General features: G+C 47.8%; 3 protein-coding genes. All 3 read left to right on the top strand.

Annotation, left to right across the window (positions count from 1 at the left end):
* Window positions 1–497: 497 nt before the first annotated feature.
* From ACED41_RS04525 to ACED41_RS04515, 3 genes are read left to right on the top strand one after another with little or no spacing between them, the layout of a single operon-like run.
* Entirely contained in the window at window positions 498–8,351 is a 7,854-nt protein-coding gene (locus ACED41_RS04525; RefSeq protein ID WP_371724547.1) for a phosphopantetheine-binding protein, read from the top strand.
* Window positions 8,351–10,399: a PfaB family protein gene (locus tag ACED41_RS04520; protein ID WP_065583680.1), complete on the top strand. Its 2,049-nt coding sequence runs from the start codon at window positions 8,351–8,353 to the stop codon at window positions 10,397–10,399. Before ACED41_RS04525 ends, ACED41_RS04520 begins: the two co-directional genes overlap by 1 nt.
* The gene (locus tag ACED41_RS04515; protein WP_371724546.1) at window positions 10,396–16,314 is read left to right on the top strand and encodes a beta-ketoacyl synthase N-terminal-like domain-containing protein; all 5,919 of its coding nucleotides are present in this window, start codon (window positions 10,396–10,398) and stop codon (window positions 16,312–16,314) included. Before ACED41_RS04520 ends, ACED41_RS04515 begins: the two co-directional genes overlap by 4 nt.
* Window positions 16,315–16,319 lie beyond the last annotated feature (5 nt).

The following is a 16,319-nucleotide window of genomic DNA, read 5'->3' as shown; positions in this document are numbered from 1 at the left end:
AATCTGACATAGATCTCACCAAGTCAAAAAATAGAGTATAAACACTAAAAAACTACTCATATCCATTAATTATCAATAAGTTAATTGCATTAAAAATACAAAAAACAAAAGTTCAGTAAAATCATCTGGTCTGAACAGATCATAGTGGCCTCTGGGAGCATTGTATCGGCCACTCACCTCGGGTAGCCTGCTCAACCATTAAACAAATTCACACGTTTTTATTGCGGATACCTGCTTTGCATAAAGCAGTACTTTGGACAGGATTTAAATGGACATTAACCTCACATTCGAATACCCCCTTCACGCATGAAACACGTTCTCAACGTCTGCAAGTCAATGAACTTCGCACCCCCTATTTCAGTCAGGTGGCCAACTTTCGGCAGCCTTACTCTTCAGCTGCGTTTGCCCAAATCTGTTTCAGATTTATTTTCGATTCAATTAAAAGCGCAGCCTCAAAACACGACATCGCCCTCAGTGATTTCAAGTGGAGACTCATAATGAGCCAACCCGAAAAAAATACACCGGAATCAGTCGACGACACTCGACTTAATAAACGTCTTAAAGACATGCCTATTGCTATCGTTGGTATGGCAAGCATGTTTGCGAACTCTCGCTACCTAAACAAATTCTGGGATTTGATCAGCGAAAAGATCGATGCAATTACCGAAGTGCCTGATACACACTGGCGCCCAGAAGATTACTACGATTCAGATCGTACTACGCCAGACAAATCTTACTGTAAGCGCGGTGGCTTCATCCCAGAAGTTGACTTCAACCCTATGGAATTCGGCCTTCCGCCAAATATCCTAGAACTGACTGATACGTCACAGCTGCTTTCTCTGATCGTGGCAAAAGAAGTACTTGAAGATGCGAAACTTCCTGAAGGTTACGATCGCGATAAGATCGGTATTACACTCGGTGTAGGCGGTGGTCAGAAGATCGCTCAAAGCTTGAATGCTCGTCTTCAATACCCTGTTTTGAAAAAAGTCTTCAAGAGCAGTGGCATCAACGACGAAGACAGCGAAATGCTGATCAAAAAATTCCAAGACCAATACATCCACTGGGAAGAGAACTCATTCCCTGGTTCATTAGGTAACGTAATTTCAGGTCGTATTGCTAACCGCTTTGACCTTGGTGGCATCAACTGTGTAGTAGATGCTGCGTGTGCAGGTTCTCTAGCCGCAATGCGCATGGCACTGAGCGAGCTGGTTGAAGGTCGCAGTGAAATGATGATCACTGGTGGTGTGTGTACTGATAACTCACCAACCATGTACATGAGCTTCTCTAAAACCCCAGCATTCACTACAAACGAAACCATTCAACCTTTCGACATCGATTCAAAAGGCATGATGATTGGTGAAGGCATCGGCATGGTTGCTCTTAAGCGCCTTGAAGATGCTGAACGTGACGGCGACAGAATCTACTCAGTGATTAAAGGTGTCGGTTCTTCTTCGGATGGTAAGTTCAAGAGTATTTACGCGCCTCGCCCTGAAGGACAAGCAAAAGCACTCAAACGTGCTTATGATGATGCAGGTTTCGCACCGCACACGCTTGGCCTACTAGAAGCGCACGGCACAGGTACTGCAGCAGGCGATGTTGCTGAATTTGGTGGCTTAAACTCGGTATTCAGTGAGAACAATGAAGAGAAGCAACACATTGCGTTAGGCTCTGTGAAATCTCAAATTGGTCACACTAAATCAACCGCGGGTACTGCAGGTTTAATCAAAGCTGCCTTAGCACTGCACCACAAAGTACTGCCGCCAACGATTAACGTATCGGCTCCGAATCCTAAACTGGATATCGAAAACTCGCCGTTCTACCTAAACACACAAACGCGCCCTTGGATGAAACGTGTCGACGGCACACCACGCCGTGCAGGTATCAGCTCATTCGGTTTTGGTGGCACTAACTTCCACGTGGTATTGGAAGAGTACACACCAGAGCACACTCGCGGTGACAAATACCGTCAACGCCAAGTGCCGCAAACTCTGTTATTCAGCGCAGAATCTCGTCAAGCACTGATCAATGAACTTAAACAGGTTTCAACTCAAACTGCAGATGCAGCGTTCAAACTGGAAGCGCTTGCTGAGCAACACGCTCTACGCGAAGTTGACGCTAAGCATGCTCGTCTTGGTTTAGTTGTAACTGACCAAGCAGACCTTCAAGCGCAACTGACTCAAGCGATTCCTATGCTTGAGAGCCAAACCAAAGCACATTGGCAGATGCCAAACGGTACTAGCTACCGTGAGTCAGCACTGATTGCTGAAAACGGCACTAGTAAAGTAGCAGCGCTATTTGCAGGTCAAGGTTCGCAATATCTCAACATGGGTCGCGAGCTTGCTTGTCATTACCCAGAGATGCGCCAACAGCTTGCTCAAGCGGACCAAGTATTTGGTCAGCACAAGAAGACGGCTCTGTCCCAAATTCTATTCCCTATTCCAACCTTCACACCAGAAGCAACCAAAGCTCAAGAAGCGGTGTTAACCAACACGGCCAATGCGCAAAGTGCAATTGGTACTGTGTCTATGGGTCAGTTCGACATCATGACTCAAGCTGGCTTCAAAGCAGACATGGTTGCAGGCCACAGCTTTGGTGAACTAAGCGCACTATGTGCTTCGGGTGTTATCTCGCAAGACGATTACTACCAACTAGCTTTCGCTCGTGGCGATGCGATGGCGGCGACACCTGAACAAGGCGACAGCGGTACTATGTTTGCGGTCATCTTAGACGCAGACAAACTTCCAGCCGTTGAAAGCTGCATCAGCCAATTCGAAGGCGTGAGCATTGCCAACTACAACGCTCCGACTCAATTGGTTATTGCTGGTCCAACAGCAACCGTTCAGCAGGCAGCCCAAGCGCTAACTGAGCAAGGCTTCAAAGCAATTGCTCTGCCAGTATCTGGTGCTTTCCACACCCCGCTTGTTGCTCATGCTCAAAAGCCATTTGCAGCTGCAATTGATAAAGCTTCATTTAGCGCTCCAACGCTGCCGCTTTACTCAAACGCAACGGGCAAACTGCACAGCAAAGACGCTAAAGCGATTAAGAAAGCATTCAAACAACACATGCTGCAATCGGTTCGTTTCAGCGAGCAAATTGAAGCGATGTATGAAGCAGGCGCGCGCGTATTCGTTGAGTTCGGTCCGAAAAACATTCTTCAAAAGCTGGTTGAGAAAACACTGGCTGATAAAAACGAAGAACTTTACGCAATCAGCATCAACCCAAGCCCTAAAGGAGACAGTGACCAACAGCTTCGTTTAGCTGCGGTTCAACTGTGCGTGACAGGTGTTTCATTAGACAACATTGACCCTTACCAAGCTGACATTGCTGAACCTGCAAAGGCATCACCAATGAACATCAAGCTGAATGCAACCAACTACATCAGCCCTGCTACTCGTAAGAAAATGGATCAATCATTGGCTTCGGGCAACGTCACCGAAAAGACTGAGATTGTTGAAGTGAAAGTTGAAGTCGAGAAAATCGTGGAAAAAGAAGTGATTAAAACAGAAATCGTTGAAGTACCTGTGGCTGCTCCTCAAGCTTCAAATGTACAACAGTCAGTTGCAGCAGCGCCAAGTGCACAAGCAGCTCAGCAACCTCAAGTGGCACAACCTGCATCGGCGACTATTCAACCAACAGCTTCAGTAACGGTTGATGAGTCTTCACTGCAATCATTCTTCAATGCTCAACAACAAGCAGCAGAAGTACATCAGCAGTTCCTTGCAATTCCTCAGCAATACGGTGACACGTTCAACACCCTAATGTCTGAGCAAGCGAAAATGGCAACAGCAGGCGTAGCAATTCCTGAGAACCTACAGCGTTCTATGGAGATGTTCCACCAGCACCAAGCTGAAACGCTAAAAGCTCACGCTCATTACCTAGAAATGCAAGCGCACAGCAACAACTCAGCACTTAATATGCTGACACAAGGTTCAGTACAAACGGTACAACCAACCTTCGTTGCGCCAGTAAATGCTCAGCCAGTGATTCAAGCTCCAGCTACTCAAACTACTCCAGCAGCTATCGTTCAACAGCCTGTAGCTCAAGTGCAAACAGCTCCTGTACAAGCTGCGCCGGTTCAAAATACAACAGTTCAGAAAGCTCCAGTACAGAAAGCAGCTCCTGCACCACAAGTAGCGGCTCAAGCGGCAGCACAGGTTGCAGCTCAGCCTGTGCCAGTTAAAGCACAACCGGCTCCTGTGGCTGCACCTGTAGCAGTACAATCAGCCGATGCTGAAAAAGTGATGCTAGAAGTAGTCGCTGAGAAAACGGGTTACCCAACGGAAATGCTTGATCTAGAAATGGACATGGAAGCAGACCTTGGTATCGACTCAATCAAACGCGTAGAGATCCTTGGTACCGTTCAAGACGAAATGCCAAACCTACCTGAGCTGAACCCTGAAGATTTAGCTGAGTGTCGTACTCTTGGCGAAATCGTCGAGTACATGAACAGTAAAAGCATGAACAGCAAGATGCCAACATCAGCATCAGCGCCTGTGGCAGCAAAGCCAAGCGCAACTGCTCCTGTTCAAGCTGCTAACGGTCTTGATGCAAAAGTCGTTCAACAAACCATGTTAGAAGTGGTTGCTGAGAAGACAGGTTACCCAACGGAAATGCTTGATCTAGAAATGGATATGGAAGCAGACCTTGGTATCGACTCAATTAAGCGTGTTGAGATTCTTGGTACGGTTCAAGATGAACTGCCTACTCTTCCGGAGCTAAACCCTGAAGACTTAGCTGAGTGTCGTACTCTTGGCGAAATTGTTGCTTACATGAACAGCAAGCTTCCAGCTTCTGCTCCCGTGTCTTCACAAGCAGCAGTAGTTGCTCCGGCAACAGCTAGCAATGGTCTAGATGCGGCTGTCGTTCAAAAAACCATGTTAGAAGTGGTAGCAGAGAAGACGGGCTACCCGACTGAAATGCTAGACCTAGCAATGGACATGGAAGCTGACCTTGGTATCGATTCAATCAAACGTGTTGAAATCCTAGGTACGGTTCAAGACGAACTACCGACTCTTCCAGAGCTAAACCCTGAAGATCTCGCTGAGTGTCGTACTCTTGGTGAGATAGTCGACTACATGAACAGCAAGCTTCCGGCTTCTGCTCCAGTAGCGGCTCAAATATCTGCACCAGCGCAAGCAGTATCAAACGGTTTAAACGCAGAGCAAGTTCAAAGCACAATGTTGAGCGTAGTGGCTGATAAAACGGGCTACCCAACAGAAATGCTAGACCTAGCAATGGACATGGAAGCAGACCTTGGCATCGACTCAATCAAACGTGTTGAGATCCTTGGTACAGTTCAAGACCAACTACCAACCTTGCCAGAGCTAAACCCTGAAGACCTAGCTGAGTGTCGTACTCTGGGTGAAATTGTAGACTACATGAACAGCAAGCTAGCTCCGAATTCGGAAGCAGCGACAGTAGCTCCTGCTCCAGAAGCCGCTGTAGAAAGCACGAGCAACGACCTAAACCCTGCTCACGTTCAATCAACTATGATGGAAGTGGTTGCCGACAAAACAGGCTACCCAGCAGAAATGCTCGACCTAGCGATGGACATGGAAGCTGACCTTGGTATCGATTCGATTAAACGCGTTGAGATCTTGGGTACGGTTCAAGACCAGCTACCAACGCTGCCAGAGCTAAACCCTGAAGACTTAGCTGAGTGTCGTACTCTTGGTGAAATCGTTACCTACATGCAAAGCAAGCTATCCGTTGCTGCACTTGTAGCGACTGCTAAAGCTGAATCAGTAACGCCTATCGCAGAAACAGCGACAGCGGAACTTCCTCCACACAATGAGGTAGCGCTAAAAAAGCTACCAGCGGCAGATAAACTCGTCGATTGTTTCTCAAAAGACGCTTGTGTCGTGATCACAGATGATGGTCACAACGCCGGTGTTCTAGCAGAAAAGTTTACCGCTAACGGCATTCAAGTTGCTGTAGTGCGTAGTGCTCTTTCTGCCGCGTCACCTTTAAACAGTGAAATCGCAAGCTACACACTCAACAGCGTCGATGATGCTGGTGTGACTGCAGTTATTAACGACATCGAAGCAGACCTTAAAACGTCGAACAAAGTGATTGCTGGCTTCATTCACCTACAAGCTATCGTTGATGCTAAACAAAGCAACGAGCAAGCGGTTAACTTGAATGCAGACTCAAGAGCTTCACTGACGACAGCGTTCTTATTCGCCAAGCACCTAAATGGCCAACTGAATGCCGTTTCTGGTCGTAGCGTGTTCTTCACACTAAGCCGTATCGATGGTGGCTTTGGTTACCTAGATACTAAGCAATTAGCGAATGCAGAACTTAACCAAGCGGCTCTATCTGGTCTAACTAAGACACTGAGCCATGAATGGTCAAACGTATTCTGCCGTGCATTGGATGCTGACGCTTCTATTGATGCTCGTCACCTAGCTGAAGCTATCACAGGTGAACTGTTCGATATCGATACCAACACGGTTGAAATCGGCCTTAGCCATACGGAAAACGGTGAATCTGGTCGTGCAACACTGATTGCGACAACACCAGGCGCTGCACAAACTAAAAACACAGGCGCTCAACTCACCAAGAGCGACAAAGTTCTCGTAACTGGTGGCGCTAAAGGCGTGACGTTTGAATGTGCACTGACGCTTGCTAAGCAATGTAAATCTCATTTCGTTCTTGCAGGTCGTAGTAAGCATATTACTTCAGTTGAGCTACCTCAGTGGGCACAAGGTAAGCAAGAGAAAGAGCTAAAACCAGCGGCTATCGCTCACCTACAAGCAACAGGTGACAAACCAACGCCGAAGAAAGTAGATGCCTTGCTAAAACCTGCATTGAGCAGCCTTGAAATCAACGCAGCACTTGCCGCTTTCAATGAGATCGGCGCGAGCGCTGAATACCTAAGCCTAGATGTATCGAACCATGAGTCAGTAGCAAAAACACTGGCAAACTTCGAAGGCATCACAGGTCTTATCCACGGTGCAGGTGTACTGGCTGACAAGCATATTCAAGACAAAACGCTTGATGAACTGAACATGGTTTACGGCACCAAAGTGGGCGGACTAGAAGCGGTTCTTGGTGGTCTTGATAGCAGCAAGCTAAAACTGATTGCGATGTTCTCTTCGGCGGCGGGTTTCTACGGAAACACAGGCCAAAGCGATTACTCAATGTCCAACGAGATCCTGAACAAAGCGGCTCTACAGCTGTCTGCTCGTAACCCTCAAGCGAAAGTGATGAGCTTCAACTGGGGACCGTGGGACGGTGGCATGGTCAACGCAGCACTGAAACGTATGTTTACAGAGCGCGGTGTGTACGTAATTCCTCTTCAGGCGGGTGCAGAGCTATTTAGTTCTCAACTACTGAACGAAACTGGCATTCAACTGCTGGTTGGTACGAGCATGCAAGGTTCTGACAACAAGGAAGCTGCTGTAAAAAAGCTTAATGCGGAGTCTGTGCACCTTGCAGAGAGTCCGCTGAATACAAGCATTACTGTGACACGTCATCTTGATCCAAAGGCATTGCCTTTCATTCAAGATCACTGCATTGCCGGTAACCCAGTGTTACCGACAGTGTGTGCCATCCAATGGATGCGTGAAGTCGCAGAGCAACTGTTAGGGGTGAACGTTAGCGTTCACAACTACAAACTGCTGAAAGGTGTGATTTTTGATACTGATGAAGTGAAAGAGCTGAAACTGGTTCTTTCCTCTGATGCTAAATCAAAAGATCAGCTAAAAGCAGTAATCAGCTGCCAAGGACGACCACAGTATCAAGCTCAGTTGCAAGTTGCCTCTGTGCAAATGTCTGAAGATGTTCAACAAGCGTCGACAAAACGCTTTGAAGCCAGCACTTCAGCACCTGTAACAACGGCACAAGCTCTATACAGTGACGGCACTCTGTTTCATGGACCAAGATTGCAAGGTATTACCTCAGTTGAGCGCTTTGACGACTTAGGCTTATTGGCTCAGTGCCAGTTGCCTCAGATTGAAAACAGCGACTGCGGATCATTTATTCCTAAGCAAGGCTTTGGCGATAGCCAACCATTTGCTGAAGATTATCTGTTGCAAGCCATGTTGGTATGGGCTCGATTGAAATACGGCGCGGCAAGCCTACCGTCTGCAATCGGTGAGTTTGTGTGTTACGCACCGATGCACAATGGTGACCAAGGTTGGCTAGAACTGAGCGTGATAAAAAGCACGACTCGTTCACTGCAAGCTGATATCTCGCTTTACCACCAAGATGGTCGTTTAAGCGCAGTAATGAAAGGTGCCAAAGTCACCATCAGCAAGAGCTTAAATGACGCATTTTTGCCAAAATCTAGCTCAGCAGTGCCGAAGAAAGAAGCGACTAAGAACCCAGAAAAGGAGCAATTGTCATAGTGACTGTTCCTACTAATAAAGCGATGCCATTGCGCATCGCTCTTTTAGCTCAGCCAGCAAACGCGGCTGAGCTTTCTGCCGACTTATTTCCCTCGTTCCCAGAGATGATAACTGTTGTGGTTGATGGCAATTTTAATCAAGCACTTGCTCACGCCATCGAGACAGTCAATCAAGGTAATGTCGTTAAGCTCTGTTTGGATCATCACTCACCATCATTGTTGATGTTAAGTGCGCTGAATGCTGCTCAGAATAAGATTCACCCACACGCGAATTTGGCGAGCTTTGTAGATACAGCTACCGGAAATAGCATTCAGCTAGCTCTGGATATTGCACGCCGCCCCGCTTCAGATTTAAGTCATCAACAGCAACACTCTGACTTATCGGCTTCGCAGCAGTTTGATGAATTGTTGAATATAGTTAATGCGATATCGAGCCGTTCATTACCGAGCCATTCATTACCTAACCATTACTGGTTCACTGAGCCAAACAAAGCACGTGTTGCTGCGTTAACTTTCAGTGACGATAGCCCAAAAGCCACCAGCCTGATATTGACTCAAGCGACCGGTTTGCACGAGCCAAAGCCATTGCTATCCAGCGAGAGTTTGATGTTTGTGGTTTCTGGCTGCGAGCAAACTGAATTGGTTTCTCAGTTGGCCTCACTAAGAGCTGAGCTTAAATGCGTTAGTGATTCGGCAGACAGAGAACTTGCTATCGCCAGCTTGATGTATTCAAACCTAAGTCATTTCCAAAGCGCTCAACACAATGCTGACTGTGGTGCGAATATCGTGATTCAGGCGGCTTCAATCGATGCTGCACTGCAAGAGATCACAGCGCTAGAAAATGCGTTGCCAAAAATAATGGCTGACAATAGCCAATACAAGACTCCAGCAGGCAGTTGTTTCTCACCAAAGCCTCAAAGCAAAGGTGGCGTTGCATTTGTTTACCCTGGTGTTGGCACGGTTTATCCCGGTATGTTGCGCGATTTTCACCACCATTTCCCACAGTTATTTGCTCGTTTAGAACGTGAGGGTAACTTGAAAGAGATGCTGCAGGCAGAGAAAACCTACGCTGAAGATTCGCAAGAAATGTCGCTTAGTGAATTGGCAATTGCCGGTGTAGGCAGTAGTTACCTGTTAACACAACTGCTATGTGATGAATTCAAAGTGCAGCCAGATTTCGCTTTGGGTTACTCCAAGGGTGAGGCTTCCATGTGGGCGAGCTTAAATGTTTGGAAAAACCCACATGCGCTGATTGAGATGACTCAAACTAGCCCTATTTTCACCACGGCAATTTCTGGCGAACTCACTGCAGTGCGTCAAGATTGGCAGCTGAACGGCGACGAAAGCATCCAATGGAACAGCTTTGTGGTTCGCAGTGATGCGCAAGCGATTGAGGCTCTGTTACCAGAGTTTCCACGCGCTTATCTCGCTATCATCCAAGGTGACACTTGCGTACTGGCAGGTTGTGAAAGCACATGTCGTGCATTGCTCAAAAAACTGGGTAAACGTGGCATTGCCGCGAATCGTGTTACCGCAATGCACACCACACCAGCATTGAGCCAACATAGCCAAGTGCGTAAGTTTTACACGCAACCACTGTTCGACGAATTGCCAAAGCATATCCGCTTTATCAGCGCAGCAGGTCTAACGACGGGCGCACCAATCAATATCGACAGCGACAGCATCGCCCTTTCAATTGCCGATACTTTCTGTTCGACGCTGGATTTCACCGCGTTGATCCAGAGTGTGCGTCAGCAAGGTGCTCGTCTGTTTGTCGAAGTAGGTGCCGATCGTCAAACCAGCACATTGATCGACAAGATCAATCGTAGCGACAACGTAGCCGACCAGTACTGCACAATCGCTTCCAATGCCAAGGGTGGTGACGATATTGTCACGCTCATCAAGTGTATTGGCCAGCTCATTACTCATCAAATTCCACTGTCTGTCGAGCCACTTATTCAAGGGCTAGAACAACAGATCACCGCCGCTAAGCAATTACGTGGTGTGCCTCAAGGCAGCGCAGTGAATCATCAAGGAGAGCTAGTATGAGTTCTCAATCGAACCAGTATCAGGCTCAAACTAAGAATAAGCAGCAAGTGAAGTGCAATAAGATCGCGATTGTTGGTATTGCTAACCAGTATCCAGAAGCGGATACGCCAAAAGACTTTTGGCAAAACTTGCTAGATAAAAAAGATTCTCGCACCACATTAAGCGCTGAAAAGTTAGGTGCTAAACCGGAAAGCTATCAGGGCGTGCAAGGCGAATCAGACCGCTTTTACTGTGATAAAGGCGGCTACATCGAAAACTTCAATTTCGACAGCAATGGCTACCGCTTAACAGCTGAGTCATTCAACGGTGTTGACCAAAGTTTCCTATGGGCTTTGGACACCAGTCGTAAGGCTTTAGTCGACGCTGGCATTGATCTGAATGCCGATGTTTTAGAGCGCACAGGCGTGATCATGGGTGCCCTTTCGTTCCCAACCACACGCTCAAACGACTTGTTTCTGCCGATATATCACTCGGTGGTCGAGAAAGCACTACAAGCTAAATTGGCTAATGACCAGTTTTCACTGCTGCCAACCAATGAAACCGTGCAAGACCTCAACCCGATCAACGGTGCGGCAGCACACAACGCCTCTAAGTTAGTGGCTGATGCATTGGGTTTAGGCAACGTCCAACTTAGCCTAGATGCCGCATGTGCAAGTTCCGTGTATTCATTGAAGTTAGCGTGTGATTACTTGAACACGGGCAAAGCCGACATGATGTTGGCGGGCGCAGTATCCGGTGCTGACCCATTCTTTATCAACATGGGTTTTTCCATCTTCCACGCTTACCCTGACCACAGTGTGTCGGTTCCGTTTGATAGCAACAGTAAAGGTCTATTTGCTGGCGAAGGTGCCGGTGTTTTAGTCCTAAAACGTTTGGCTGATGCAGAGCGTGATGGCGACAACATCTACGCAGTCGTCAGTGGAATCGGCTTGTCGAACGATGGCCGTGGTCAGTTCGTATTAAGCCCAAATAGCAAAGGACAAGTCCAAGCCTTTGAACGCGCTTACGAAGCTTCTAACCTAACACCAGACAGCATCGAAGTAATTGAGTGTCACGCAACCGGCACACCGTTAGGTGACAAGGTTGAGCTAACCTCAATGGAACGTTTCTTTGCTGACAAACTGAATGGTTCTAACCCGCCATTGATTGGCTCTGCGAAGTCCAACCTCGGTCACTTACTGACTGCGGCGGGTATGCCGGGGATCATGAAGATGATTTTTGCGATGAAAGAAGGTGTTCTTCCGCCAAGTATTAATTTGGACAAGCCGCTATCGTCGCCAGAAGGTTTATTTGGCTCACAGACGCTACCAACGCAAGTTCAACCTTGGCCAAGTAAAGCGGGCAACTCAGAGCGCTGTTCGGGTGTTTCTGTATTTGGTTTCGGTGGTTGTAACGCACACTTACTGCTTGAAGCGTACTCAGATAAGAGTCATGTAAACCAGACTCTAGAGTCGGCATCTCCAAGCCTACAGCCGTCTAATTTAAGCATTACTGGCCTAGCGTCTCACTTCGGTTCTCTGCAAAGCATCAACGCGCTGAGCACTGCGATTGAAACCAACAACGATGCTTTCATTGCTTTGCCTAAGAAGCGCTGGAAAGGTTTAGACCAACATCCAGAACTGCTGAATCAGTTTGGTTTACACGGCATTCCAAACGGGGCTTACATCGATCAATTCGACCTCGATTTCCTACGCTTCAAAGTACCGCCGAATGAAGATGACCGTTTGATCTCTCAGCAGTTGCTACTGATGAAAGTTGCAGACGAAGCGATCAAAGATGCCAAGCTTGTGGCAGGCCAAAAGGTTGCAGTACTGGTAGCGATGGAAACTGAGCTTGAGATGCACCAATTCCGTGGACGCGTAAACCTGCATAGCCAATTGGCTGACAGCTTTGCCAACATGGGTATTGAGCTAACACAAGACGAATACCAATCGCTAGAAACCATCGCGATGGACAGTGTGATGGACGCAGCCAAGCTGAACCAATACACCAGTTTCATCGGCAATATCATGGCTTCGCGTATCTCGTCATTGTGGGACTTTAATGGCCCTGCCTTTACGATTTCAGCTGCTGAACAGTCAGTTGCGCGTTGTATCGATGTCGCACAAAACCTGATGTCGCAAGAATCGATGGACGCAGTTGTTATTGCAGCCGTTGACCTTAGTGGCAGTGCAGAACATGTGATTATCAAGAACAGCGTGAGCCCAGTGTCGCTTGATCCAAAATTCGGACAACCGCAAGACGGCAGTTGGAATGTGGGCGAAGGCGCAGGTGCAATTGTTCTTGTGGAAGAAGGTCGAGTAGCGAGCAACCAAGACACAGCTTACGGCAGCATTAACGCCTTGGCCTTTGGCTCAAGCGAGCGTAACAACGCCGTTGTTGATGAGTTACTGACTCAAGTCGGTATGAGCTCAAACGATGTTTCTCTGCTTGAGCTTAACCATGCACCTGAGTCTTTGTCACACGAGCTTGTATCTCTCAACTTAGAAGTTACCAAGACCACTCAAGCGAGCCAACGTGTTGGTCACTGCTCTGCAGCTTCTGGCATGGCAAGCCTGCTACACGGTCTCCTCAACCTGAACCTTGAGTCTCTGAATCCAAATATCAGCTCTAAGAGCGCGATTGTTGCCAACATCAGCGAAGGACAATGTTCACAGCTGCTACTAAGCCAGTCGAGTGTTGAATCTCAGTCACTTTCCGTTCGTTTAAGCAATGAACTGGCGAGCGATGCTAAACGTCAATTGGTTAAGCAAGTGACTCTTGGTGGTCGCGATATCTATCAACATATTGCCCAAACCCCAGTGACTAACTTGGCAACGATTCAGCAGAAAGCTTCTGGCAAACAAGCAGCAAAAGTGGCGTCGATTCCAACGACAGCAAACATCAAAGCAGCCCTTGCGCAAAAAGAGTTAGAGAAGAAGGCATTAGCGCAGAACGCGGTAGAGCCAGTCATCGAAACTCCTACATCAGTATCCCCTACTCTGGCGCCAACTCGCCACAGTCAGCTAACAGGTAACCACAGCAATATGACTCATGTCCTATCCGCTAAAAATGGCGTATCAAATGTCGACGCTAATACGGATGCAGCATCACAGCCGTCTGTAACACCACACAACCAAGCTTTTGCTCAAAATCAGCAAGCAGCTCAACAGGTACACAAAGCATTCCTGCACACTCGAGCCCAAGGCATGCAGATGGCTGATGCGCTATTAAAAGCACAGTTAAACGCAATTACGTCTGGTTTAGATAGCTCAGCCGAAACATCAACTCAGCCTGTGCAAGCTCAACCAGCTCAGGTTCAGTCAGCGCCAGTAAACGCACTTGCGACACCAGCACCAGTAAAACCTATCCGTAAACCATGTATCTGGGATTACGATGACCTGGTTGAATACGCTGAAGGCGACATCGCCAATGTATTTGGCCCTGACTACGCGATCATCGATAGCTACTCGCGCCGCGTTCGCCTACCAACCACAGACTACCTATTGGTATCTCGTGTAACCAAGCTCAACGCGACAGTGAACGAATACAAGCCAAGCACCATGACCACAGAGTACGACATCCCAGTTGATGCACCGTATCTTGTTGATGGTCAAATCCCTTGGGCTGTTGCAGTTGAATCAGGTCAGTGCGACCTAATGCTGATCAGCTACTTAGGTATCGATTTTGAAAACAAAGGCGAGCGTGTTTATCGCTTACTTGACTGTACGCTGACCTTCCTTGGCGACTTGCCTCGTGGTGGCGATACGCTGCGTTACGACATCTCAATCAACAGCTTTGCTCGCAATGGCGACACGCTACTGTTCTTCTTCTCGTACGAATGTTTCGTTGGCGACAAGATGATCCTGAAAATGGATAACGGTTGTGCAGGCTTCTTCACTGACGAAGAGCTAGCAGACGGCAAAGGTGTTATTCACACTGAAGATGAAATCAAGGCTCGTAAGCTGGCAACTAAGCAACGCTTCGACCCTATGTTGCACTGCCCTAAAACCCAGTTTAACCACCAAGAACTGCGCCACCTGCTGACTGCCAACATCGCAGAGTGTTTTGGCCCGACTCACCAATCTGATCGCCACCAGCCTTCTTTGTGCTTCAGCTCAGAGAAGTTCATGATGATCGAAAAGGTTAGCCGTGTTGAACCGCAAGGCGGCACATGGGGACTTGGTCTGATTGAAGGTCACAAACAGCTAGAGCCTGAGCACTGGTACTTCCCTTGTCACTTCAAAGATGACTCAGTAATGGCTGGCTCTTTGATGGCAGAAGGTTGTGGTCAACTGCTGCAATTCTTCATGATGCACCTTGGCATGCACACGCTTGTTCAAAATGGTCGTTTCCAACCGCTTGAAAATGCCCCTCAACAAGTACGCTGTCGTGGTCAAGTTCTACCACAATCGGCAGAACTGACTTACCGCATGGAAGTGACCGAGATTGGTCTAAGCCCTCGCCCATACGCGAAAGCTAACATCGATATTTTGCTGAATGGCAAAGTGATTGTTGATTTCCAAAACTTGGGTGTGATGATCAAAGAAGACGATGAATGTACTCGTTACCTACCTTCTTTAGAAACAGCTGTCGCGACTCCTGTTATCGAAAGCTTGGACCATAAAAGCTTGGGCCATACACCAGCAGTGAATCAACAAGCTTCAGCAAATGCGCCACTTATGGCTCAAATTGAAGACCTAGAAACGGCGCCAAACAAGGGTGTCGTTCCTCTTCAACACGTTGAAGCGCCGGTGACTCCAGCTTACCCAAATCGCACACCCGATACGGTTCCGTTCACGCCTTACCACATGTTCGAATTCGCAACCGGCGACATCGAAAAATGTTTCGGCCCTGATTTCTCTATCTACCGTGGGATGATTCCACCACGTACTCCGTGTGGCGACTTGCAGTTAACCACTCGTGTCGTTGAGATCGACGGCAAGCGTGGCGACTTCAAGAAACCTTCATCGTGTATCGCTGAATACGAAGTGCCAGAAAATGCATGGTACTTTGATGAAAACAGCCACCATACCTTGATGCCTTACTCGGTGTTGATGGAGATTTCACTGCAGCCAAACGGCTTCATCTCTGGCTACATGGGCACCACACTAGGCTTCCCAGGTGAAGAACTGTTTTTCCGTAACCTAGACGGCAGCGGCAAAATGCTGCGTAACGTCGACTTGCGTGGCAAAACGATCACCAACGATTCTCGCCTGCTTTCAACCGTAATGATGGGTACAAACATCGTACAGAGCTTTAGCTTCGAACTGAGCACTGACGGCGTGCCATTCTACGAAGGTACAGCGGTATTTGGTTACTTCAAAGGCGCAGCACTGAAAGACCAACTGGGTTTGGACAACGGTAAGGTGACTCATCCTTGGCACGTTGATAACAACCGCACGCCGGATGTAAACATCAACCTGCTAGACAAAACGACGCGTTACTTCAATGCACCTGTCTCGTCTACTGGTGAAGTACAAGAGCACTACAAATTGGCCGGCGGTCGTTTGAACTTTATCGATACCGTGCAGATCACTAGCGATGGTGGTAAAGACGGTCTTGGTTACCTATACGCTGAGCGTACGATTGACCCAAGTGATTGGTTCTTCCAATTCCACTTCCATCAAGATCCTGTAATGCCAGGTTCTCTAGGTGTCGAAGCGATCATCGAGCTGATGCAAACCTATGCGCTAAACAAAGATCTTGGCGCTGACTTCCGCAATCCAAAGTTCGGTCAAATCCAATCTGAAGTGAAATGGAAATACCGTGGTCAGATTAACCCTCTGAACAAACAGATGTCTCTCGATGTACATATCACAGCGGTTAAAGACGAAGACGGCAAACGCACCATCGTTGGTGACGCAAACCTGAGCAAAGATGGTCTGCGTATTTACGAAGTGAAAGACATCGCCATTTGTATCGAAGAAGCATAAGCCTG

This window comes from Vibrio sp. 1F255 (assembly GCF_041439145.1).
Classification (GTDB): domain Bacteria; phylum Pseudomonadota; class Gammaproteobacteria; order Enterobacterales; family Vibrionaceae; genus Vibrio; species Vibrio crassostreae_C.
Note: the sequence above shows the minus strand (reverse complement) of the source record. Positions and strands in the feature narration are given on the sequence as shown.